Source organism: Bradyrhizobium sp. CB2312 (assembly GCF_029714425.1).
GTDB lineage: Bacteria > Pseudomonadota > Alphaproteobacteria > Rhizobiales > Xanthobacteraceae > Bradyrhizobium.
Genome location: NZ_CP121668.1, coordinates 7,789,557 through 7,813,893 on the forward strand (window position 1 = coordinate 7,789,557; position 24,337 = coordinate 7,813,893).

The window sequence follows — 24,337 nt, forward strand, 5'->3', positions numbered from 1 at the left end:
CAGGCACAGGTCGCAAGCAGCCTAACGGTGAGCAGCAGGCGCAACGATCCTTCTAATCGACATAGCCATATCGATGGTAATAACGATTTCGATAGTAATCCCCGCGATAGGCGTCGTAGCGGCCAAGGGCTGCGATATCCACCTTGTTCAGCACTATTCCCATCAGCTTTTTCTGCACGCCCGGCGCTTCTTCCAGGCATCGTTTGACGACGTCGATCTTGGTCTCGGCCCATTCCACCACCAGGGTATAATGGTCCACGATACGCGACGTGCCACGCACGTCGATAACAGGCGCGAGCGGCGACAAGTCGACGATGATGAGATCGTAGTGGTTTCGGAGCGCCTTGAACAATCTCTCCATCGGAGCCGAGGCCAGCAGATCGGCCGAATTTGACGATCGCGATGCGATCACGCAAGGAAGGAAGTGAAGTGTGGACTGACTGTCCGTCCAGATGAGGTCTTTCAGCTCCGCTTGACCGAGAACGAGTTCGATCAACCCTGCCTGCGCATCCGGCGAGAAGCGCCGGGTCAACGATGGGTTGCGGATATCGCAGTCCACCAGAAGCGTGCGCGTGCCACTCATCGAGCTCGCCTGCGCTATGGCGCCGGCAATCGTCGATTTACCTTCATTGGGCAATGACGATGTGATGCCAATGATCTTGCAGGACGCCTCATCCCTGCTCAAATCGATTGCCATCTTGATCGCTCTCATAGCTTCCGCAAAACGAGAGAATGGTGCGCGGGTCACAACACCGGACATGGTCTCGGTGACGTTCATCTGTCGGCCCTGAAGCTGAGCACCCGCAGGATACTCCGAAGGGACGACCTGTTGCTCGGGTTCGCTCCTGCCCCTCAGTTGGCGCCAACCAGAGGCCAGTTTGGCCACCGTTCTCGCTTTGCTCCAGCCCGTCTGGGGCAGCTCTTCCGGCTGAACGCGCGGCACGACCGCCAGACAACTCATGCCCAGCATCGCTTCAACTTGCGGCGCCGTACGGAACACGCGATCCATCATGTCCCTGATGAACGCACCTGCTCCAGCAAACAAGCCGCCGACGAGCAGGCTGCCGAGGAGCACGAGCAAGGTCTTCGGTGACGACGGACTCAGCGAAATTGCGGCCGGCGTGATCACGCGAGCTTCGGTAATCGGAAAGGACTGCTGCTGTACCGATACCATGTACATCTGCAGGAAATTGTCGGAGAGAGCACGCGCGCTCTGCGCGTTGCTTTCCAGATCGCGCAGCACGATCTGCGCCTGGCTGGTGTCGTTGGATTGGCTGATCGCGTCGTTGAGGCTCTTCTGGCTGGCCTCCTCGCGCGATTTCGCGATTTCCAGATCACTCTTGAAGCTTTCGGCCGTTCGCCTCAGCTCGTCCTTGATCGACCGCCGGATCTCGCGCATCTGATTGCGCAGATTGATCACCGCAAGATGGTTCGCACCGTAGCGATTCGACCAGTCCGATTCCTTCGCCGCATAGTCGAGATAGGTCTGACGCAGCTTGACGATGACCGGATTCTGCATCGTGTCAGCCACGGTCGCGAGGTCGTTGAGAATGACGTTGCGGTCTTCGTCATCAGACTTCAGAATCGCCGTGATGCGCTCGAGACGGGCTTGCGCTTCCGCGCGTTGCGCCCGCGCGGTGGTCAGCGCACTATTGATCTCCGCCAGCTGCTGCTCGCTAAGCAGCCGACCGCCCGCGTCGACGATGTTGTTCTTGGCCTTGTAGTCGGCAACCGCGCGCTCGGCAGCCGAGGCCTGCGCCCGCAGTTCCTTCATGCGATCCTGGAGCCACACCGCGGCACGGCGAGACGCGTTGTACTTGGCCTCGAGAGAGTCGACGATATAGGCCTCGGCCACCGCGTTCGATATCTGCGCGGCGCGGTCCGCGGATGTCGAACGATATGATATCTCGATGACGTAGCTCAGTCCCACGCGTTTAACGGCGAGGTTCTTCTGAAAGCGACTCAGCGCCTTGCGCAGTTGCTGATACTCGGAAGGCGGCGTGGGGCTCGAGAAAAGAGAGAATACGGCGCCCAGGACATTGCCGACGAGGCCGCCGCTATCGCCGGTAAATTCAGGTTCATCGACCAAGCGCAAGTCCTTGATGACCGAAAGGGCGATCGTATCCGACTTGATGATCTCGACCTGGCTGTCGATCATCGCCGATTCAATCGGCGCGTCGGCTGCAGCCGATTGTTGCTGCTGCATCAGGTTGATCTTGCGACTGTCGATGATCAGGCTCGCAGTGCTCGTATACATGCGCTGCGCGGTGATCACGTAGAGCAGCCCAAGAGACACGCACGCCAGGAAAACGAAGATCATCAAGGGAAGCTGCCGCGAGACCAGCCCCTTCAACGCCAGGATGGCATCGCTGATCGACAGAAGCTCGGGCTCCGGAGCCTCAACGTTGACTGAAGGCAATCGGCTATGAAGCATGCGCGGAGTACTTTGTTGTTTGAGGAAAGCGATGCTGCGCTGCACTAAAATAGCATAAGCATCACGACGAATGTGAGGCGTTTGGCAAAGGCAAGCACTTCATGAATCGCATCTGGCAGCTATTTCTCAAATATAATCAGTCTCTTGGCGAAGGTCAATCGCCGGCCGGGCCCATCAAATAGTCAGCGCAGTTGAGATGGACGAGCAACCGGGCCCTACGCCGCTGAGGCGAGCGAATCCGGACCGGAAGCCTCTTTTCGAGACGCCCTCCCCTTGCGACGATCAACAGGCCTAGCAAAGCAGGATCGACATAGCTGACCTCTCTCAGGCATACGACGAGTTCACCTGAAAAGTCCTGATACTGATCGAGCGCTTTGCGCAGACCTTCGAGATCGAGAGCGCTCGCGCTTCCTTTCAGCTCGATCACGGCACGACCATCTCGGGCCCTGACGGTCACATCCAACGCCCTTGCACCCGAGCCGGCAAGCTTGAGCAAAGGACCGAGCAGCAAGAGCGGAAAAGCCTTTGTCGCCAAAAGCTTCGTCAAATCGACGAAATCCTTGGCGTACCGGGACGCCAAGTAGGGCTCCTCCCAAATCCGCCATAGCCATTCCAGGCCCGTCTTCTGCAGAAACTCCGGCGAGCGTCGTATCGTTCCCGCGACAAAGTTAATGACGGACCCGAGATGCGCGATGACGGGCACGTTGAGATGGGGCGAATTCAGGCTGATCCAGCTATGGCCACGCTTGGCATTGAGCGCCAGAATGAGCAGGTCGGCACCGGATCGATTGATGTCATCGAGAATGTCCGTTCGGCTCATGCTTTCAATCGAGCCATAGCCTGGCGAAAAACTGCCCGCGCTCTGCAAGGAGGGCGACAATTGCGGCAACCGCTCGCAGGCACGCGCTGCGGCCCCTTCAGGTCCCCCGAAGAAGTAGACCCTCATAGGTCCGGCCGCACCCGACATCATTCTGTCAAAAACCGTCGATCCCGGAACTCTTTCCGGAACGGGAATTCCGAGGATCCGCGATAGGATGACCAGCGGCATCCCGTCGACGGTCGAGAGCTGACTCCTGCCGAGAATATCGCGAAATTCCGGGCTCTTCAGACACGACGTGAGGAAGTTCAGGTTTGGCGTCGACCAAACACAGCGATCCCTCCTCGCCACAGCCTGCTTCAGCTCGGCAACCGTCTCCTGGAAGGAAAGCGCATCGACCGGAATGCCGAACAGGCAATAGACCCGGCGGCCGAAGTCAACGCGCACCGGATTGAGGTCGCGCTCCGACACATCTGCAATTTTGAGGCTATCTTGAGTCACGATCAGTTCTTACCCAGACGCGCTGACGATTCAAAATGAACTTCAAGTATAGCGGTATCTTCGCCAAGACGTAGATTGGCACTTTCAGCAAATCCTCGAGTGAGCAGAAATCCCGCCCGAAGCGAGACCACAAGACCATGACAGCAAGCACGAAAGCGGCTGACGAGACAAAGCTGACGGCGAACGGTGCAGCAGTGCCGGTCCAGAAGAACACCAGGGTTCCCTGGAACAGCGATGCCAAGGTCAACACTATCAAGAGCGACAGCGGTGGCACGATCAGGTCCAACACCAAGCCAAGAAGGTTCAAATCGCGACGCTTGATCGCTTCGCCGAACAGCCGCGGCGCATGCGTTATAATCGAATGAAGGTACCCGTGTTCCCAGCGGGTCCGTTGCGATTTTTCCGCGCGTACATCTTCCGGAAATTGGCTCGTCACAACGGCTTCCGGACAGAACAAGGGCGCGCGCCCCAGCAGCGCTAGCTTGAGTCCCAAGGTGAGATCTTCGACCAATTCGTCGGTTGCCAGGCGGACTGATCCAAGCAGATGTGTCGGGAACGACATACCGGACCCTGTCAGCTGTGTCGGCAAGCCGAGCTGCAACCAGCCGAGTGGCCTCACATAATTCTTCGTAAACCAAGCAAGATTCCGGATTGGGGAAAGATCTCCGCTCCGCGTGGGCGTCATCAGATAGGCCGCCTGCACTGGCCTCCCCGTTGACGCTGCAAGTGCCGCGATGCGCGAAAGCGCTCCGTCCGCGACCTGACAATCCGCATCAACAATGATCACCACCTCGGGAGCTCCGGTTCGCGTCAGAAACTGCAGACCATGATCCAGAGCAAATCCCTTGCCACGATGCAGCGGGTCATTGCGAGAGGTGACCTCCGCGCCCGCCGCCGCCGCGATCTCGGCGGTTCGATCAGAGCAGTTATCTGCGACAACCACCAAGCGATCCAGCTCTGTCAGCTCTCGACGGATCGACTGCAAGGTTGACGTAATTCCTTGTTCCTCGTCGTGCGCGGGGACGATGACGGCGAAACCCGGGCGATCGGCTTCTCGCGGAGACAATCGCCTTGTTCCCGCGGCAACGAAGATCTGGATGGCGAAAACGAGGATCGGAACGGCGACAGCAACCGCTATCGCAACGCTCACGCAGACGATGAGGACGGACATCATGCCTCCAGAGCGTGAGCGAACAGAGCGCTTAGCTTCCCCGCTTCTGTCTGCACGTTGTGCTGCTCGGCAACGGCGCGCGCGCCTCGCTCGCCCATGGCTTGAAGAACCGATAGGGGCGCATTCAGACAACGGTCCATGGCATCGGCCAATTCGTCCTCGCTGCCGGCAGGAAACAGCCAGCCATTTTCTTCGTGGACGACAAGTTCAGGATTGCCGGCGATGTACGTCGTCAAGACGGGGCGACCGAGCGCCATCGCCTCCATCAGGACAACCGCAAGCCCTTCCGCAAAGCTTGGCAGGACGAACGCGCGGGCATCAAGTATCTCGCGACGCACGACCTCACCATCCGCCCAGCCAGTGATACGAACTTTGCCTTGCAACTGGTGATCCCTGATCAACTGCTCGATGATCGGGCGATTCTCTCCGTCCCCAACGAGCACGAGCTCAAAACTGGCCCCTCTGCCCGCCAATCGTGCAGCTGCTGACACCAGCAGCGCCTGCCCCTTCTGCTCGCAGAGCCGTCCCACGCACACCAACCTGTTCGCGCCGTTGGCCAGCACAGAGCTGATCAAGAAACGGTCATCAACCCCGCAGTGAACCACTTTGATCTTATCCCACCCACTCGGATGAATAAGACGCATCAGCTGGCCGCGCCCGAACGAGCTGATTGCAACAACGAATTTCGCCCGCTCGACCTTCGTCTTCAGGTTGATCCCAATAATCCGATCGAACTCCTCGGGGCCATGCACGGTGAAGCTGTAAGAGATTCCTGTGAGACAATTGATAAGCAATGCGACGTCAGTGGGATTGGTGCCGAAATGAGTATGAAGATGCGAGAGCTGGAGTCTTGCGAGTTCCCGCGCCAACCAGCACGCCTCGGCCAAATATATGGCATGAAGAAAGAAGGGGCGATCGCTTTGCCGCATCAAGGCCACGGCCATCGTCAAAGATCGCCAAAATCGGCCGGGCGCAGCAAACATCGTCGTTATGACTGCCCATGCAATGGACAACGCACCCTTGTTCAAAACGTAAGCAGTCCGCTCCAGTTCCGCCCGATCGTCAACGTCCGGCAGTTCCGCATCCCAACCTCGCAAGGCAAATCGATGGACCTCCCAGCCCAACCGCTCAAGCGCGAGAATTTCGCGCCGGATGAAACTGTGACTGACTTTGGGATATTGGCTTGTCAGATAGGCCACACGCTTCCGGAGCGGCGACTTCAGTTCAGGCACGCTTCAAATCCCTTCGTCGACGGAGGCTTCCCGCACTGCGATAAAATACCAAATCATTGCGGGATCAAGGCGGATTCCTTAGAAATTGGTTATCGCCGCGGCTTGCGCGCGCGAGCAACTCGTTGCGGTGCCTGAAGATGGTTAAAGTCAGCATATATATCCCGACTCACAATCGCAGATTGCTTCTCGAGCGTGCGCTGAGATCTGTCATACAACAGACACACAGCGATCTTGACATCATCGTGGTCAACGACGCCTCCACAGACGACACGCGTGTGTATCTCGATGGTCTTCGCGCCAGCGAGCCTCGCCTCACAGTCATCCACGTGGATAAGGCAAAAGGAGCGCCCGCCGCACGAAACCGCGCCATAAAGGTCGCGACCGGACAATTTATCACCGGATTGGACGATGACGACGAATTCACGCCGACCAGGATCGAGACTCTTCTGAACTACTGGAGCAATCTCGGCGACAATGCGAACCGCATTTCAGGATTGTTCACGCAAAGCGTGATGACCGACGGCAAATCGTCTTCTCCAACCACCGACCGCAAGGACGAGGTCAGCTACGAAGATCTTTTCCACCACAATTTCATTGGCAACCAGATTTTTTGCCCCACCCAGCACCTCGCGGAAGTCGGCGGGTTTGACGAAAACATGCCCGCTTTGCAGGACCTCGAGCTTTTCATGCGCCTGGTGAGAAGATACGGACCCGCACGTCTCGTTCCTGATTGCAGCTACGTCTGTTACGTCGACGACGGCCGCGACCGCATCTCCAAGAATGCCAAGAAGCGATACGAGGCCTTCGAGAGAATAATGCACAAGAACGACGAGGCCCCCGCCCACCTTAAACCGTATCTCTTCATGCAGCTCTTCTCTCCCTTCTACGGCACCGTACCGAGCTTCGGCGATTGGAGAAGCATGATTCAATGGGGCGCCACGCCTGCGCTTCTCGCGAAGATGTTACGCGCAACAATCCGCAACGCCTTGGTCATGGCACGCGGGTATGCGCGAAAGAGCGTTGCATAAGGCCAACAACGTCGAGGCAAGCGATGCGACGCGAAGTATCTGGATTTGGTTTGAGTGCGGTCCTGCTCGTTTGCGGCTTTTCGGCCGCGCTCCTCGACAGTGAGGTACGAGCCGGGTCAGGTCGCGATCCGAGACTGCAGCCTTTCTCGAATGCGAGTTTTTGGAATACGCCTCTCGGAAAAGGAGCCTCCTTCCAGGATCCCCAAGAGACCGAGACCGCCATGATCAGGAATGAGAGTGTCGGCGGTCACGCTGCCTCTTACGCCTGGATCGGCGTAGACCTTCTCAAGATAGATAGGCAGAAGGCCGACGATCCGGTGATGCGATGGGAATACAAGGGACGCTCGACCACCGGTCCCTGGTTGTTTTCATCGCCGGTGAATGGAGGATCATTCGAGCTTAAAACGCCTCATGATATCCAATTCCTGGGAGGGACCGACAGGTATGCCGCGATCATTACCGAGGACGGGCGCTACGCGTACGAAGTCTGGAAGGGTTCGTATGATCCCGCGGCCAACGTCTATCGCGCTCACTATGTTGTGCTGACGGATTTGTACGGCTTGGGGAAGGCCAGCCGCGATGGCGCCTCCGAAGGCATTCGCGCCTTCGGTGGATCGCTCCTAGGCGGCCTCATCCGTTGCCATGAACTCGAGCAAGGCGTCATCCCGCACGCATTGGCTATGGTCATCAGCCCGACCCAATTGCGGCGAGGCGCGACCATGGCCGAGCAGAAGGTGTGGCCGGCAACGTCAACCGATCTTGGTGGCCGCAACACCTATTCCGGCAACGTCCCCATGGGCGCTCTTTTCGCGATTCCCCAATCGGTCGATCTTACGAAGCTCGATCTATCGCCCGAGGGGATGGCCCTCGCGCGGGCCTACGCGACCTTTGGCGGCTATGTCGTCGATGCAGCAGCTCGAACCAACATAATCGCCGTCACCGAAACCGGCTGCAACAAGGCACAGACCGACAATCTGCAGCGCGACAAGCGCAAGATCCTGGCCCAGCTGAGAATGGTCACGAACAGCGGCCCGGATAGTGTTGGCGGCCCCGGCGAGAGGGTCGCGCCGAGACCTTCCGAACTGCAGCCGCTTCATTAGCGCTGCATCGAGAGGCCGACCGAAGGAAAGAATCAGATGAGCTCAACAGAAAGCGCCGCCGACAAATGTCGGCGGCGCTTTCTTTTGCCGAGAGATATTCGATTCCCGGCTTATGGAGTTCAGACCGGAGCGGCCCGAAGGGATCAGAGTCCCCTCGAGTTGATCCTGAGCACCTGCACGTTGTTAGCCGACACGATCGTGTCGTTCGCGGTCGCCACGATCAGGCGCACGAACTGCAGGAACTTCGCAGTGTCGTAGGTTGCGGCATTTGCGGCGAACAGGACGTCCTTGTCACGCATGTCGAACTTGGTCGCCAGGAAGAAGCCGGCAGGATCTCGGAAATCGACATTGTAGACAACCGGGACCAGCGGACCGACATACTTCGAGCAGTCTACACCCAATCGCTCGGCGAGCTCCCGCGGTTCACGGCGGTAGACGAAGACACCCGCTGGCTCGGCCTGCGCATCGAGCAAGCCACCAGCCTTGGCCATGGCTTGCGCCATGGTGATCTTCCACATGTCAAACGGGAATTGCCCCTGCTGTCCCGCCGCGCCGAACGCCAGGAAAATCTGGGGTTCGCGGTAGACGTAAATGGTATCGCCCGGGTGGACCCACACGTTGTTGTCGGGCTGATACACGAGAGCGCCGAACGGCACCGTTGCGCGCTTGCCATTGCGCTCCAGCGTGACCCAGGTCTCCCATCCCTGTCCCTTCGGGCCGCCGGCACGGCTGATCACATCCAGCACGCGCTCGCCGGCAGCGTTCGCTTGCAGGCGGGCCGGCGTGTTCACCTCGCCCAGCACGCTGATGAGCGACGTGTTTTGCGTGATCAAGGCGACCACGACCTGCGGCTCGATGGCTCGATTGCCGATCGCCTTGACGATGTCCTGCTGAATCTCGCTGGGCGTACGACCGGCCGCCTTGACGGCGCCAGCATAGGGCACAGTGATGTTGCCGGCCGTATCGACGTTCTGATTTGGAATCTGGACGAAGTTGCCGGGCCTGACGCCCGCTTCAGCGGGGATGAAGAGACCGCCGGCAGCCGCTTCGAAGATCGTCACCGAAACCACGTCGCCGATGCCGAACTTGATGCTTCGCGGGGGCGACTTGTCGGGGAAGGTGCCGGCCAGTGCGCCGGGACCATATTCCTTCAGAATGTCGACGACGGTCGGCGTGAGCTTGACGAGCCCGTACTCCGGCCCCGCCTTCGTCATCTCGCTCTTGATGACGTGGTCCTCCGGACCAGAGCTGGGCATGATCGCGCAACCTGCCGAACACAACAGAACGACCGAAAGCAATGCCGATAAAGTAATGCTGGATTTCACACCCAACCCCAATGGTAATCCGGGCCGAGAATTGGGCTGAATCCTCAACTGAGTCAACGTAATCCCTATCGAATTGCTAGAATTGGCTTGAGGATGTTGCGCCGCAGCTACATCGGCAACGCAGCGCGGGTGATCGTCATCACGGTCAGACAAAAGTTGCCCAAGCGCAGCCCGTTTTTTGCCTGTTCTGTGATCAGTAGGCGTTTCCCTTGCGGGTGATCTCGAGGCAAGTGAGCATCAAAATCTTCAGGTCGAGTGCGAGACTCCAGTTGTTGATGTACCAGAGATCGCAATCCACCCGGCCTTTCATTTGCTCGACCCTTGCGGTCTCGCCGCGATATCCGCGAACTTGCGCCCAGCCGGTTATTCCAGGCTTCACGTGATGCCTGAATGCGTACTCCGCCAGCAGGTCACCGTAATGGTTGTCGTGCGCCAACGCATGCGGCCGAGGTCCGACCAGCGACATTTCGCCAGTGAGGACGTTCAAGAGCTGGGGGACCTCGTCGATGCTCGAACGCCGCAGAACACGCCCGACGCGGGTCACGCGAGGATCGAAGCGCTTGGCCTGAACCACCGCGGCGCCGTCTTCCATCACGGTCATGGTGCGAAACTTGAAGATCGAAAACTGCTTGGCGTTGAAGCCGTTGCGGCGCTGGCGGAAGAAAATAGGGCCGGCAGAATCGAGCTTGATGGCGATGGCGCTCAAAATCATGAGCGGCGCCAGAATGATCAGGCCGAGCGATGCGCCGACAATGTCGACCACTCGTTTCGAAAACTGTTCTGCGCGCGACAGCGGCCCGCGCTGGATTTCGATCGATAAGGACCGACGCAAGCGATAGGACGGATTCTCAGCCAGCGCACGAATTCGCCTGTCAGGCACCAACTGCACCGGGAGAGGCGAAACCCTCAGACGGTCCCGCACCAATTCGAGCTTGCGCGTGTCGGTCCACGGCAGCGCCAACACGATTTCGTCGACCGCCGACTCGCGGCCAATTGCCAGTGCGCGATCGAGCAACGACGATTCTTCTTCGGTCATCGCAAATCCGCCGTTGCGATCCGACGAAAAGACAACGCGCGCTATCTCGGTCAGACCGAAGCGTTCAAGCAATTCTTCGACCCCAAGGGCGGCAAGTTCTTCCCGGGTCCCGATGACGATGGCACGCCGGCCCTGCACTTGGCCGTCAGCGACAGCAGCTGCGACGAATCGTTTCGAAAAGCGGCGACAGGCCAAGAGCAGCGCGAGGGCAAGCAAGCCGAAGCAAATGATCGAACCGCGTGAGAACACTGCCCCGGTCTTCATGAGAAACGCCAGCAGGGTCAGCAGCAAGCTCACCATGGACCACTGCGCAAAAATGCGCCCGGCGTCTCGCCTTCGCTTCGAGAACGCGATTCGCAAATCGTAGAAGCCGCCGGATTGACCAATCAGCACATAGAGCAGCGCAGCAGTCAGACCAGCGCCGAGTAGCTGGTCTGCGTTCCTGAAATCGCCGATTGTGACAAGCTGATAGAGGCCGCCGCCGACAACGGCAGCGGACGCAATCAGGAACGCATCGGCCAGCGCCAGCAGATATTGCAGAGCGGAGTAAGGGATCTTTACGCGCCCTCCTCCGGAATTCGTCCCTGGCAATGTCTGGTATTGCATTGCGGAGGTCTCCAAGGCCGCGCGCTCCGCTGGCCCACGCCCGCGTAAGTCCCGCTCAATCGGACTGTGGGGGATCAAAATCGCCTCCTGCAAGAAGGTCGTAACGTGAGATTAACCACAGGTTAGAAACAACATTTTTTGCTGCAATGCAATAAGATTGCGCAGCCTAATGCATCAAGTTTGTATGATACGGGTTGTGCCAAATTAATCATCAGCTCGTCAAGACCAAGGGCCCGCGTAATGGGCAATTGTCTGGTTCGAAGCCTTCAAGTTGGAAGCCTTCAAGATGTTCCGCGAATTGTTTCTTGTGATCGCGATCGCGCTGCCGTGCTCTGCATCCGCTGATCCAACGCGCTTGCCTCAGAGTTGCGTGCCCGGCGCGGATCCGGGGCAGCGTCAGCGCTGCGACGATGCAGTATCGCAGCAACTGAATTCGTCGAGCCAATCGACGCCTCTCGATGGAGGTTGGCGTTTGGTCAAGACGCGCAATCCAAATGGCGGCGCGGATATCGTCGCAATCATGCGTACGGCCGACACAGCAAGATCCGACTTGAATCTGGCGGGATTGAGCCTGCGTTGCGCCGAATTCGGGACGGAAGTGATGCTGACTCTTCTGGAACAACAGCCTCGCGCAAGCCATCCCAAGGTCACCCTGGCCGCCGGATCTGATCGCGTTCAACTCGAGGCATCGGTCAACCAAAGCGCAGAGTCGATCGTACTACCGCAGAGCGCCTCCGCACTCGCTGCTGGCCCTTGGCAGACGTTCCCGGAGCTCAACGTAGAGATCGCAACGACGCCGACGCCAACGCGCGGGACCATTCCCCTCGCAGGGCTCGGCAATGCCATGCGGGCGCTGCGCTCAAGCTGCGCGCTGCGCTAGAAGCCCTCTCGCCAAGCTTCACGGATTCTTAGGGAACCAGGTGAAAAGGTGGTCGCCGGGAGACAAAAATGGTTCCGGTCGCCATCTTTTCATTTCTGGTCGGTGCGGTGCTCGCATGGCGCTTTCGCGTCTGGATACTCGTGCCAGTTAGTCTGCTCGCAGCCATGGCGGCCACACTGCTCGCGCTGTCGCATGGCGAGGCTTTCGCATCGACGTTGTCGCAGGCCTTTTTGGCCGGCGCGCTCACACAATTCGGCTATGGCTTCGGCTTGGTCGGCCGTCACGTCCTTGCAGTGTTGAGAACGCCGTCCGCCTCCAGATCGCGCACCGCGGCCGTCGCTCTGTTGTACAGGCAGCGGCCAAGCCGCTGAGCCAGAGCATCTGTCGGCCGGTGCACTGCCTCCGCGCTTCTAAAGCGCGATGAGACCAGGATGAATCGTCATCGCGCTTTAGCTTGTTGTTTGCGCATGATCTTTTCGGAAGACCGCTGCGCACTTTTCCGGATCGTGCTTTAGAGTCGCAACGGAAATCCACTTGGTCCGGGATATGATCCGCGCATTTGGCACACCTCGCCCGATGTGCGATAAGCACGCGCCTCATAGCGTCTGCCCGACTCTCGCACGAAGAATTTTCGCTTGCAGATTTCCGTTCGCCTTTTGATCATCGTGCTGGCTGCATGCCCCGCGCTGGCAACCATTCATATCCCTCTGGTGGAGCAGCTCGTTTCTATCGCAGCTGCAATGATCCTCATATGCGCAGCCACGAGAGAACAGGCGGATATATCCGGTGCAGCTCGGTTCATAAGTCCGCTGGCGCTCTCGCTCGCCTTTCCCGCTTTATGGATGATCTTCCAGATAACGCCCCTTCCCTTTCCTGCGCTCGTCAATCCGATTTGGAGGATGACAGCCGTAGCCCTTGGCGAGCCCGTCGCCGGAAGAGTCAGCATTTCACCCGACGACACACTACGAAGCCTTATCGTCTACCTGGCCATGCTCTCGCTTTTGATTTCTACCGTGCTTGTCGCGCGAGACCGGCACAGGGCTGAAACGCTGTTCTATGCATTGAGCACTGTGACGACCTTCATGTCGGCGATGGTGCTGATCTCGCGCCTTGCAGGCGTCCCCGGCCTGATCTCGTCGACCGACGGCGCAGCTTCCGCCTTCGCTGCAGCGGTTGCACTGTCAGTGCTCATGAACGCAGCAACGATCATTATGATGATCGGAAGGAATTGGGGCAGCGGCGTAGCGGAAGGCGTGCCAACGTCATTGCTGATCCAGTTCGCGCTCGTTCTCGTTGGACTCGGCGTCTCACTCGCAGCCTTGGCAAATCTTGCTTCCATCGGCCTGTCGGCCGCAGTGGCCCTGGGGTTTGTCTCACTCATCCTCGTGGCCGCGAGCCGCCATCTCGAGGTCGGATGGTGGCTCGCGCTCGTTCTATTCGCGATCGTCGCGGCGATCGGAGCCGCAATAGCGATAACGCGACTTCAGGAGGTAGCGCCGTGGACGATTGTTGACCTGGCGCAGGTAGCGAACGCAGCGCAACGTTCAATGGCGCAGCGCATGATGGCGGACGCGCCACAACTCGGCAATGGCGTGGGAACGTTTCAGTCGATCGAGCCCGTCTATCGCGATTTCGAAGCAACACCCGTTCGCGAACTGCCGTCCACCGCGATCACAATGGCAATCGAATGGGGCAAACCGGCATCGGCTTTCATCGTCCTGATGGTCGCCTATGTCTTTATCGTCATGTTCCGAGGGGCCGTTCGTCGCGGACGCGACTCGCGTTATGCTTCCACGGCTGCTGCCGGCGTCATTGTCCTGCTTTGCGAGGCGTTCCTCGACAACGGCCTCCTGAATACCGCCGTTCAGATACTCGCCACCATCACGATCGGGATCGGAATAGCGCAGAGCATGGGCCGCACAAGCGCCGGCAACTAAGGCTATACCCGGCGCGAAGCGATCGTGGCCCACAATCTGTTGTGATCTGGCGTCTGAATTCGAACCCAGCGATAGGGTGCGCGCGACCAGGGCTTGATACTCGGGCTCAAATTGTCGAGCACGAGATCACCGTTCTTCGTGCGAACGACGAGAACGAGGTGATGCTCCCCGGAATTGGTGACCACCTCGCTCAAGAGCAGGGCGCGAGCCGGCCAACCCTGAGCCAGGAGCTGATGGCGCTTCGTGACCGCATAGTCGTTGCAATCGCCACGATCCGGACCGATCAGCCAAGTCTCGCCGGCCAGACCAAGCTCGTTGCGCTCGGGAATGATGTCCCTGTTGACCGCTCGGTTGACTTCGTTGAGCTGGTCCCATCGCTCGGCCGTCAGCTTCACCGGACCGCCGCGGAACATTGGGCGCTTGCGGCATTCATCGACATATCGAGCACAGAATTGCGTGTACGCGAACGGAGCCAACGCATTGGCTTCGAATTTGATGTGCTGGATGGCCGACTGCAATCCCATCGGCATCCCCAACAGACCAGCTTGAACCGGCTGAAACCCGAGGGCGATCGCGGCGACCCCCAAGACCGCCCAGGCTGAAATCTTACGCATGCTTGACTCCCCACAACACTCTTGAGGAGCACGCTAGATGGAACGATTTGAGATTCTGCGCCGTTCGACCGATCAAATAGAATCAAACGGTCTCATTCTTCGATACGGGTCATTTACCAATCCCCGCTGCAAGCTCGAGACGAACCGAAATCGAGAAAATGCTCGCGGTCGTCGCCCATCGAAGGTTAGGCACCAACTCGGCGGGCTTTGGAATGCGGTAACCCTGACGAATTCTGTTGCCGCCCTTCCGAGCCGAACCATGATCCGTCAACAAGGCACCTCTGCAGCCCGGAGCGCGCGATAGGAACCTCGTCTTCCCGGGAGAGGCGCCCATTGGCAAGTGTGCGTTAACGGTTCCCCATGCGAGCAAAAACTGTAGACGCGGTTCTTTTCGATGCGCGCAGCAGTTCGTCGAACGGGCGGCATTCACACCAGCGCGAAGCGACCGAGGAAGTCAAGACCACGGCAGCCTGGGAAAATACGGGGCTGATGGTTCCCGATTAATGGCTGGTTGTTTCTACCGATCAGAACCCATCGATAGACTTCGGGCGATAGAGACGTCTCGGCCCTACACATCCATCAGTTCCGACACATGGTGGGTTCCAATGGCCTCGACTACTCCAACGGTTACATCGACAACGACCAAGCTCGCGGACGGGTCAACGCAGACCCTGACCTACACGAACGGCGTTCTCACCAGCAGCCTGATCAAATATCCGGCCGGCTCGGCCGACGTGTCCGACACGAAGCTCTATACGACGGTCAATGGACAGGCCGTCCTCACCAGCGACACCGTAGTGCATGCCGACAAGAGCAAGGATGTTTACCTCTCCAACATCACCGGCAAGACCTACATCGCCGAGCACGACGTCTACAACGCCGCGGGCGTCCTCACCAACGTGGTCCGCACGCACGCCGACGGAACCCGCGACTTCACCTACACTCTGGGCGCCGACGGCACCAAGACGTCACTGCAATACAACGCAAACGGCAGCCTGCTGACGTCCAGCAGCGTTGTAGGGACGGACGGCTCCTCGGACACGCTCGTGTACACCAACGGTGTGGTCACCGGCGAAACGGTCATCCATGCCGACAAGAGCAAGGATGTCTACTACTCCCACATCGCCGGCAAGACCTACGTCGCTCAGCACGATGTTTTCAACGCGGCAGGCGTTCTCACCAGCTCGGTGCGCACCCATGCCGACGGCACTCTCGATTACACCTTCAGCCTCGGCGCCGACGGCACCAAGACGGCTCTCCAGTACAACGCCACCGGCAATGCCGTGACGTCGCAAACGGTCACCAATCCAGACGGCTCCTCCGATACGCTCGCGTACACCAACGGCATTCTCACCAGTGAGACCGTCGTACACGCCGACAAGAGCAAGGACGTCTATCTGTCCAACATCACCGGCAAGACTTACGTCGCCGAGCACGATGTCTACAATGCCGCCGGCGCGCTCATCAGCGCGGCGCGCACCCACGCCGACGGCACTCTCGACTACACGTACGTTTTGGGCGCAGACGGCACCAAGACCACGCTGCAATACAATGCCAGCGGCAGCCTGGCGTCCCGTGCGATAGTATATGCGGACAATTCGTCCGACACCTCCGTCTATTCCAATGGGGTGCTCATCAGCGAGACGGTCGTCCACGCCGACAAGAGCAAGGACATCTATCTCTCGAACATCACTGGCAAGACCTATGTCGCCGAGCACGACGTCTACAATGCCGTCGGCGTCCTTACCAGCACGGTGCGCACCCATGCCGACGGCACCCGCGACTTCACCTACGCTCTGGGTGCGGACGGCACCAAGACATCCCTGCAATACAACGCCAACGGCAGCCTGCTGACGTCCAGCAGCGTTGTAAAGGCGGACGGCTCCTCGGACACCATCGCCTACACCAACGGTGTCGTCACCGGCGAAACGGTCGTCCATGCCGACAAGAGCAAGGACGTCTACTACTCGCAGATCGCCGGCAGGACCTACGTCGCTCAGCATGACGTCTTCAACGCGGCCGGCATTCTCACCAGCTCGGTGCGCACCCACGCCGACGGCACGCTCGACTACACCTTCAACCTGGGCGCTGACGGAACCAAGACAGCACTGCAGTACGATGCCACCGGCAGCGCGCTGACGTCTCGCACGATCACGAATACCGATGGCTCGTCGGATACTTTCGCCTACACAAAAGGCGTCCTGACCAGCGAGACGGTGTTGCATGCCGACAAGACCAAGGACGTCTATCTCTCCAACATCGCCGGCAAGACCTACGTCGCCGAGCACGACGTCTACAACGCCGCCGGCGTGCTCACCGGCGCGGTGCGGACCCATGCCGACGGCACCCGCGATTTCACTTACACTCTGGGCGCAGACGGTACCAAGACGTCCCTGCAATACAACGCCAGTGGCAGCCTGCTGACGTCCAGCATCGTCGTGAAGGCGGACGGCTCCTCGGACACCCTCGCCTACACCAATGGTGTCGTCACCGGCGAAACGGTCGTCCATGCCGACAAGAGCAAGGACGTCTACTATTCGCAGATCACCGGGAGGACCTACGTCGCTCAACACGACGTCTTCGATGCGGCCGGCGTTCTCACCAGTTCGGTGCGCACCCATGCCGACGGCACGCTCGACTACACCTACACTCTGGGCGCGGACGGCACCAAGACGGCCCTTCAGTACAACGCCAGCGGCAGCACCTTAACGTCCCGCTCGATCGTGAAGGCGGATGGCTCCTCGGATACGCTCGCCTACACCAACGGCGTTCTCACCAGCGAGACCGTGGTGCACGCCGACAAGAGCAAGGACATCTATTACTCCAACATCACCGGCAAGACCTACGTCGCCGAGCACGACGTCTACAACGCCGCCGGCGTCCTCACCGACACCATCCGCACCCATGCCGACGGCACCCGTGACTTCAGCTACACGCTGGGCGCAGACGGCACCAAGACATCCCTTCAATACAACGCCGATGGCAGCCTGCTGACGTCCAGCAGCGTTGTGAAGGCAGACGGCTCCTCGGACACGCTCGCCTACACCAACGGCGTCCTCACCAGCGAGACCGTCGTACACACCGACAAGAGCAAGGACGTCTACCTGTCCAACATCACCGGCAAGACCTACGTCGCCGAGCACGATGTCTACAATGCCGCGGGCGGGCTCATCAGCACGGCGCGCACCCACGCAGACGGCACCCTCGACTATACTTACGTTTTGGGCGCAGACGGCACCAAGACGACCGACTATTTCGACACGACAGGCGTCCTCAAATCAGAGGTGACCATCGATACGAACGGCACCACGGACACGCGAACCTATGCGAATGTCTCGGGCCATGCCGTCCTGAGCAGCGACGTCTTGAAGTACCCAACAGGCTCGACCGACATCTCCAACACCAAGCTCTATACGGTGGTGAACGGCCAGGCCACCCTTACCACGGAGACCGTGCTTCACGCGGACAACAGCAAGGACGTCTTCCTGACGAATGCCACGGCGACGCCCTACGTCTCCGAGCATGACGTGTATGACGCTACCGGCTTCCTCAAGTCAAAGGACCAGGTCGCTCTCGACGGCACGCATACCCGAACCGTCTATTCGAGTGGTGCCGACGAGAGTTTCACCAGCAGCGGGTCAGAGACGCTGGTCTTCAAGTTCGACTTCGGTCACGACACGATCGCCTCCTTTGACTTCGGTAGCGATCATGTCGAAATCGACTCGACCGCCTTTACCAGCGTGTCTGACATGCTGCAGAACCACACGACGGACACCGCCGCCGGCGCCGTCATCGACGACGGGCACGGCAACACGCTGACATTCTCCGGGCTCAGCAAGGCCGACCTGATATCTCATCAGCAGGATTTCGAGCTTTCCGGGCACCACTTCTTCTCCGCGGACAGCCTCTGGAATACCCCCATCAGCGAACTGAACGTCCACTACTCCGATCCGAACGCGATCCAGAACCAGCAATTCAAAAACACCAGTCTCGCCAACACCTGGGTCCAATCGGAAAACATCTTCTTCACCACACCGGCCGATGCGCCAAGCATGAAGTGGACGTTCGACGTTCTGAACCAGGCAACGGTGGGTGGAGGCTTCTCGTCGCACGGAACGCTGCAGATTACGACACCGACCGATTTGACGCCGACGCATGCCAGCGACGGCTGGGTCGTCTTTGCCGATCCTGACGGCGTCCACTATTGGGAGGCATGGAAAGCCAGCTACGATTCGGCAAGCCAGACCTGGCATGCGAGCTACCTCGTTGAGGGTGACCTGAACGGCACCGGATGGGGAACCGCAGTGGGCGTCGGCGCGGGCGTCCGGGCATCAGGTGCGTCTCTTCTCGGAGGCCTCATCACGAGCGACGAGTTGAACAGCCTTTCGATCAACCATGCCATGGCCATCGAGCTGGATCCGACTCAACTCAAGGCAGGGACCAACCAACTCGATCAATTTGTCTTTCCTGCCGTGGCGGCCGATGGCGGCAGCGTCAGCACGTACAAGGGTACAATCCCGGTCGGAGCCCACTTCGCCCTGCCAGGCGACTTGGACATCGAGCACGCTGGTCTGACGCCGGAGGGCTTGGCGGTCGCGAGAGCCTATCAGCAGTACGGAGGCTACGTCGTGGACGCCGCCGGACACACCGCCTCCATCGCCATGGTCGAGGAAGCCACCACTCAGCAGCTGGCCGATTTGCGCCACGACGCCGCTTGGATCCGCGATCATCTGGTGATGGTGTAGAGCCGCTAAACGCGAATGAAGACCGACTGAACATCAAGCTCATGGCCGGCGGTGCATGCTTGTCGCCGCCGGCCAGATACGCGGATCACGGCGTCGGACAAACCGGTAAACCACCCCGGCAAATGCCCGCAAGACAGCACCAGATTGCCCCCGTCGGCTCGAGAGTGAGACGTCCGGCGCAATTCCCGCCCCTTTCCAATACCTTCTATTGCAGCGGCCTATACCATTTGCGCATAATTGCTTACTGAATCTGTTTAGGATGGGAGTTACGGTCGCGTTATCCGAATCGTACTACCTGCAGGCATTACAGGTCCCCAAGTCGCTATGATCAAATGGCCCCGTTCGAAGGCGCAAATGCCGAAGCCGAGGTTGCCGAATGGCATCCGGATCTATGCGATCAGCGACGTCCACGGATGCGCAAACCTTCTCCAGCAGATGTTTACCGTCATCGACAAGGATCTTACGACGATCGGCTCGATGCGGCCGATCCATGTCTTTCTCGGCGACTACATCGATCGTGGCCCGGATTCGTACCGCACCATCGAACTGTTGATCGAGCGAGGTCGCAAGCATGAGTCGGTGTTTCTCAAGGGCAATCATGAGGAGTTCCTGCTGGATGTCCTGAAGGATCCCGCCCAATTCGATCAATGGAAGCAGTTCGGCGGCCTGCAGACCCTGACATCCTACGGCCTCAAACCCTCGCTCAACCCCAGCGCGGCCGAACAAGCCGAGCTCATCCAGGAGCTGTCGGCAAGAATTCCGCCTCATCAGCATAGATTCTTTCAGGGTCTGCGCCCCCGTTTTGTCTGCGGCGACTTCTTCTTCGTTCACGCCGGCGTCAGACCGGGCGTTCCGCTGGCACGTCAGCAGGAGCACGACCTCCTCTGGATCCGAGAGGAATTTCTTCGAAGCGAGGCTCGTTTCGGCAAATACGTCGTCCATGGACACACACCGGTTCAGGAGCCCGATATCCGTCCCAACCGGGTCAACATCGACACCGGCGCTTATGCAACGGGCAATTTGACCTTGTTGACTATTCAAGGGCATAGTCTCCTGGCGCTTTGAGCATAATGCTCGGCCACGAGTTCATCGATGCTCTTCCGGATCAGCCTGATCGCCTTGTCACTGCTCGTAGGATGCTACGGCTTCGTCTCTGGCGCCGCGGAATTGGCTGCCAGTGCGCGACCAGTTTTTCCTGACGATCCCAAGCTCTCGAAACAGCTGCACGAAGCTCCAGGTTGGCCCGGTGGCATTCCGTTCAGATCGGACCTTGAAAGCAATCACACGCTCATCGAAGCACTAGATGCCGTTCGGGATGGAAAAGCCTCTCCGAGGAACGATCATGCCCGATCGCGCGTCATATCGGCGCTGTCTGAAACGCCCTACGACGCCGGGTTATGGCTGACGTTAGCCCTTCTCGAAGCCCAACGTGACCCCAGTGGCCCGGCGGTGGTCGGGGCGCTCAGGATGGCCTACATCACGGGGGCGAACGACGTTCGCTTGATGCCGATGCGGCTTTATACCGCGACCTCTGCCGATGCACTTTTCGATCTTGAGCTTGCGGAGCTCGCGCGAGGCGACGTGCGGCTGATGTTGACGCGCCGCCCGGAATTGAGGGTGGCGCTCGTCAAGGCCTACCGGCAAGCCTCCAAGCAGGGCAAAGCCTTCCTGGAGCAAGCCGTACAGGCGGTCGACCCCTCCTTTGTCGGCGCGCTACGCGGCTAAAGCATAATCCGGAAAAGTGCGCAGCGGTTTTCCGAAAAGATCATGCTCAAACAATAACCTAAAGCGCGATCACGAATCATCCCGATCTCATCGCGCTTTAGATGTTTGTCTGTTTATTGCGCGATACCCGGCCGTCCAGGAGCCAACTTGCCCGTTCGGACGAGAACGTCTAAGATTGTCCCAATTGGGGAAATACAGCCATGCGATCTCTTCTCGGATTTCTCGCCCTTGCGACGAGCCTGACTGCCGTCGCCTCACCATCTTTCGCGGCCGATTACGCCGTTCCGCCGGTCGCCGTTCGCCACGCTTCGGCTGTTCCCTATATCGATCGCGGCCCCAATCCCTATTGCGGTCCGCGTTGCGGCTGCCCGATCGTCGTCCATGTACGTCATCGTTCGCTCGGACAGGCATATTCCTACGCTTTTGATCCGCGAACCCGGGATGAACCTCACTACTACTACGGTCGGGTTCGCACATACGCGCGCTATGCAAATCCCGCATTTCCCGAGCACGTTCTTCAGTACTAAGGCGCGCAGATTCGCTGCCTGAGCGCAGACGCGGGTTGAGCGCTGTCAGGGCTGCGATTGCCGCTGGCTTCAATGGCTGCGGTGCGGTCTAACTAGTTTGTGCTGGCGGGTGACCTGAATTCCGGAAAGCGGCTCAGCATTGCCGCCTTCAGGAATTTGAAGTGCGCGATCGAGGAGCCCAGCTCCTTGAGCCTGCGCTGCCCGTTCAGGATCTCCTTGTCGAAGAGATCCTGATGATGATTGTCCAGGTCATCGCGCTCCAGATATTCGTCATCGCCATTGCCGAGCGTCACGGCAGCCCGCGCGAGCACGTCTTCCACGCGACGGCTCAGGCCTGACTGCTCACGCTCGGCAGCGTGCAGGGCATCTTCGATCGCTGTCATGATGGCCCCGATCCGGGAGCGGTCGGTTTCCATGTCGCGTTCGGGCGAACGCGCACGAAACTCCTGCTCTCCCCGGCTATGGCCTCTCAAGAAGTTGTGGGTGCGGGCCCGCAAGAACAGCTGGAACATGCGTTCATTTTCCGGTTGGAAGCGCCAGACCAGAAAATGGGTCCGGGATAGTTAATAAAGGCTAAAGCCTACGGCCCGTTCACCACGGTTCTGCACCAACCACGCCTTCCAGGCACCGTCGTGCTTGGCGTACAGTTCCTGCCAGCGCTGCTCACCGGCTGCCGGCCACGGGACCTTCCCGTCGCGGAGAACCTGGCCCTCGGATAGGTCGGCAACCGGTTTGCTGTCCAGCCGTTCGAACTCGAAGGTCTCTTCAAGCGTCAGCCCAATCAAAACTCGTCGCCCGCCCGCATCCACGAAATATCGCCGCGGCGCATTGTTCCTCAGATCAGTCATGACGCGCCGCCTCTTCCCAGATCCACGGTCCGCCTAGCGCGCCAAGCCGGCGGCCATAGGCCCACACGAAAACCGGTCCCGCCACAACCGGGACGGCCAAAGCGACGAGCCAGATCATCAATTCAATTCCCACTCAACAGCGCAAGGATGCAAAATCATTTGCCTGAAATCCATGCGGAACCTAGCCATCACCAAACCGATAGACAACGGCGGCCGCGATTTAACCTAAGTGGACATGGTTACCTTGGTCATCGCGGACGCCGCCCAGTCGCTCCGGGCAGATGTTGCCATCACGGTAGCTGCCTTCCAGTCGTGTCGTCTAAAAAGCGCGCCGCGCGGCCGGCCGGGATGTCGGCGCGCCATAGGGCGCGTAAAGCTGGCGCATGTGCTTGCGCTTGCGCGAACGCAAGGCACGCGCGAGATAGCCAACTCCGAAGCCCGCGAAGAAGATCAAGCCTACGATCAAGACCGGTGTCATTGGGAAGTCTTTCCATTTGCGGAACGTTTCCTTCTCCCAGACACAGCATTCTCACCCCCCAGATTTGTCGATATCGTGATGAGTGCTGCTGATTTCGTTTTCACAGGCGAGAAATATTGGGCAGCCATCTGCTTGAGGATCGATCACCCGCATGCAGTCAGCCGACGAGCCACAGGATCAATCTCAGCAGCGATAGCGTGATGAAATAGACCCAGCCGGCCATCGCGATCAGCACAACACTGAAGAATGCGCCTTCGAATGCCCGTTCTTTGATCTTGGTGAGCGGCAATGCCGCCCAGGCTTTTTGAAGCATCTGCGTGTTCGCATTGTTTGTTTGCGCGATCATAAGCGAACGAATTCGACGATCTCGTGACGCGTCCTCATGAGATGAGGCGCAGGAATCCATCGAGGGGAGAATTCACGGAGGAGCATGTTGCGTGCGCGCATCATGACTTGATCGATTGTGAACCAGAGTTGACACGATCGTCACGATTTCGCGCGCGATGATTCGTTTCGTCTCGATCGGCATGATCCTGCAAGGCGTGAGCGCGAGCGGGCAATGAACGTCGCCGAGGCAAGCTAGCGCGGAGCTATCGGCACGAAATCCGCAGCCTGTCCGTCGGTGCCCGACCGCCCGCGGAAGACAAAGAAGCCCTTGTCCGTCGAGACGATATCTCCTGGCTGCAGCGTGTCATTGCTCAGCACACGTTCAGTGGCGATTTTCTCCGGCGGGTCTGGCACGAACGTCCGCAACGGAGCATTTAGTCGCCACTCCCGTCGTGCCTGCTCAGCCCGCGAGCGAGCCTCCCCGATCCGGCGCTTCCAATCTTCACGGGAGATATGACTATCGGGGGATGCAACGAGATCACTAGCCTCGCTTTCGGCCGCCGAACCAGCCATCGAGACCTCGTCGCCGGCCCGAGCCTGACCACTCCAGGCCTGAATCATCACGACCAACGCAACCATGGCGCCGAAATCCGGTCTCATAGGGAGCATTGCGATCGTCCGACCATTCAAGGCCCATAGTAGTTCATCAGTGCGACTGTGTCAGCAGCGACTGATAGAGAACCAGTTGCACAACCTCCGTCATTTAACACCAGCTCGCAGGAATTCGGCCTGAGCTCGAGAACATGGAGCGTATCGCCTGCGGCAGTCGGCCTTGCGTCGCCCGTCAGGCGAGGCCCCTCGGCGGCGAACAGAGCAAGGACGGCGAGGCCTGCAAGATCAACTCACGCTTCGAAGCAACGCTCGACGTCGATATCGTCTGCGCGACGAGTTCTCGGTCGGCACCGCCATTCCTCCCGGGACGCTACAGCGAATGCGAACTTGAAAC

The 24,337-nt window shown here is 59.2% G+C and carries 21 protein-coding genes; 9 read left to right on the plus strand and 12 right to left on the minus strand.

The genetic code is table 11. The features are described from left to right. Nucleotides 1-52 precede the first annotated feature (52 nt). The 4 genes from QA642_RS37800 to QA642_RS37815 all read right to left on the minus strand — a co-directional run bounded on the left by QA642_RS37800 (nt 53) and on the right by QA642_RS37815 (nt 6,155). Nucleotides 53-2,479, minus strand: coding sequence for a polysaccharide biosynthesis tyrosine autokinase (locus tag QA642_RS37800; protein ID WP_283081448.1), 2,427 nt, complete (start codon nt 2,477-2,479; stop codon nt 53-55). 109 nt (nt 2,480-2,588) lie between these two features. Further along, nucleotides 2,589-3,752 (minus strand): WecB/TagA/CpsF family glycosyltransferase, encoded by a 1,164-nt coding sequence (locus QA642_RS37805; protein WP_283081449.1) that lies wholly within the window; start codon nt 3,750-3,752, stop codon nt 2,589-2,591. After that, nucleotides 3,739-4,923: a glycosyltransferase family 2 protein gene (locus QA642_RS37810; protein WP_283081450.1), complete on the minus strand. Its 1,185-nt coding sequence runs from the start codon at nt 4,921-4,923 to the stop codon at nt 3,739-3,741. Before QA642_RS37810 ends, QA642_RS37805 begins: the two co-directional genes overlap by 14 nt. Next, the gene (locus tag QA642_RS37815; protein ID WP_283081451.1) at nt 4,923-6,155 is read right to left on the minus strand and encodes a glycosyltransferase family 4 protein; all 1,233 of its coding nucleotides are present in this window, start codon (nt 6,153-6,155) and stop codon (nt 4,923-4,925) included. The genes QA642_RS37810 and QA642_RS37815 overlap by 1 nt, the downstream gene beginning before the upstream one ends. Before the next feature lie 137 nt (nt 6,156-6,292). On the opposite strand from QA642_RS37815, the gene QA642_RS37820 reads away from it, so the two are divergent. Together QA642_RS37820 and QA642_RS37825 are read left to right on the plus strand one after the other, a co-directional pair. Then, on the plus strand, nt 6,293-7,183 hold the full coding sequence (locus tag QA642_RS37820) for a glycosyltransferase (protein WP_283081452.1): 891 nt from the start codon (nt 6,293-6,295) through the stop codon (nt 7,181-7,183). A gap of 221 nt (nt 7,184-7,404) precedes the next feature. Then, on the plus strand, nt 7,405-8,283 hold the full coding sequence (locus QA642_RS37825; RefSeq protein WP_283081453.1) for a hypothetical protein: 879 nt from the start codon (nt 7,405-7,407) through the stop codon (nt 8,281-8,283). A gap of 143 nt (nt 8,284-8,426) precedes the next feature. On the opposite strand, the gene QA642_RS37830 is transcribed toward QA642_RS37825, so the two are convergent. Together QA642_RS37830 and QA642_RS37835 are read right to left on the minus strand one after the other, a co-directional pair. Beyond that, nucleotides 8,427-9,761: a polysaccharide biosynthesis/export family protein gene (locus QA642_RS37830; protein ID WP_283081454.1), complete on the minus strand. Its 1,335-nt coding sequence runs from the start codon at nt 9,759-9,761 to the stop codon at nt 8,427-8,429. 40 nt (nt 9,762-9,801) lie between these two features. Then, nucleotides 9,802-11,250, minus strand: a complete 1,449-nt coding sequence (locus QA642_RS37835; RefSeq protein WP_283081455.1) for an undecaprenyl-phosphate glucose phosphotransferase — start codon at nt 11,248-11,250, stop codon at nt 9,802-9,804. 271 nt (nt 11,251-11,521) lie between these two features. Between QA642_RS37835 and QA642_RS37840 the strand changes: the two genes are divergently transcribed. The 3 genes from QA642_RS37840 (at nt 11,522) to QA642_RS37850 (ending at nt 14,067) form a co-directional block, all read left to right on the plus strand. Further along, a complete protein-coding gene (locus tag QA642_RS37840) occupies nt 11,522-12,130 on the plus strand; it encodes a hypothetical protein (protein WP_283081456.1) in 609 nt (202 codons plus the stop codon). Nucleotides 12,131-12,198: 68 nt separating this feature from the next. After that, nucleotides 12,199-12,501, plus strand: a complete 303-nt coding sequence (locus QA642_RS37845; protein WP_283081457.1) for a hypothetical protein — start codon at nt 12,199-12,201, stop codon at nt 12,499-12,501. 264 nt (nt 12,502-12,765) lie between these two features. Beyond that, complete coding sequence (locus QA642_RS37850; protein WP_283081458.1) at nt 12,766-14,067, plus strand: hypothetical protein; 1,302 nt, start codon at nt 12,766-12,768, stop codon at nt 14,065-14,067. A 2-nt stretch (nt 14,068-14,069) separates the two neighbouring features. Here the strand turns inward: QA642_RS37850 and QA642_RS37855 are convergent, their stop codons facing one another. Continuing rightward, complete coding sequence (locus QA642_RS37855) at nt 14,070-14,654, minus strand: transglutaminase-like cysteine peptidase (RefSeq protein ID WP_283081459.1); 585 nt, start codon at nt 14,652-14,654, stop codon at nt 14,070-14,072. A 632-nt stretch (nt 14,655-15,286) separates the two neighbouring features. Here QA642_RS37855 and QA642_RS37860 point away from each other — a divergent pair. From QA642_RS37860 to QA642_RS37875, 4 genes are all read left to right on the plus strand, one after another. After that, a complete protein-coding gene (locus QA642_RS37860) occupies nt 15,287-19,426 on the plus strand; it encodes a hypothetical protein (protein ID WP_283081460.1) in 4,140 nt (1,379 codons plus the stop codon). A gap of 354 nt (nt 19,427-19,780) precedes the next feature. Next, nucleotides 19,781-20,491 carry a metallophosphoesterase family protein gene (locus QA642_RS37865; RefSeq protein WP_283081461.1) on the plus strand — a complete coding sequence of 237 codons (711 nt, stop codon included), beginning with the start codon at nt 19,781-19,783 and terminating at the stop codon, nt 20,489-20,491. Between the two features lie 27 nt (nt 20,492-20,518). Further along, a complete protein-coding gene (locus QA642_RS37870; RefSeq protein WP_283081462.1) occupies nt 20,519-21,151 on the plus strand; it encodes a hypothetical protein in 633 nt (210 codons plus the stop codon). 200 nt (nt 21,152-21,351) lie between these two features. Continuing rightward, entirely contained in the window at nt 21,352-21,678 is a 327-nt protein-coding gene (locus QA642_RS37875; RefSeq protein ID WP_283081463.1) for a hypothetical protein, read from the plus strand. Between the two features lie 92 nt (nt 21,679-21,770). Here QA642_RS37875 and QA642_RS37880 read toward each other — a convergent pair whose 3' ends face one another. The 5 genes from QA642_RS37880 to QA642_RS37900 form a co-directional block, all read right to left on the minus strand. Then, complete coding sequence (locus tag QA642_RS37880; RefSeq protein WP_283081464.1) at nt 21,771-22,190, minus strand: hypothetical protein; 420 nt, start codon at nt 22,188-22,190, stop codon at nt 21,771-21,773. Between the two features lie 51 nt (nt 22,191-22,241). Continuing rightward, nucleotides 22,242-22,526 carry a hypothetical protein gene (locus QA642_RS37885; RefSeq protein WP_283081465.1) on the minus strand — a complete coding sequence of 95 codons (285 nt, stop codon included), beginning with the start codon at nt 22,524-22,526 and terminating at the stop codon, nt 22,242-22,244. 319 nt (nt 22,527-22,845) lie between these two features. Beyond that, nucleotides 22,846-23,004: a hypothetical protein gene (locus QA642_RS37890; RefSeq protein ID WP_283081466.1), complete on the minus strand. Its 159-nt coding sequence runs from the start codon at nt 23,002-23,004 to the stop codon at nt 22,846-22,848. Nucleotides 23,005-23,161: 157 nt separating this feature from the next. After that, a complete protein-coding gene (locus QA642_RS37895) occupies nt 23,162-23,317 on the minus strand; it encodes a hypothetical protein (protein ID WP_283081467.1) in 156 nt (51 codons plus the stop codon). A gap of 266 nt (nt 23,318-23,583) precedes the next feature. Continuing rightward, nucleotides 23,584-23,970 carry a hypothetical protein gene (locus QA642_RS37900; RefSeq protein WP_283081468.1) on the minus strand — a complete coding sequence of 129 codons (387 nt, stop codon included), beginning with the start codon at nt 23,968-23,970 and terminating at the stop codon, nt 23,584-23,586. Between the last annotated feature and the right edge of the window lie 367 nt (nt 23,971-24,337).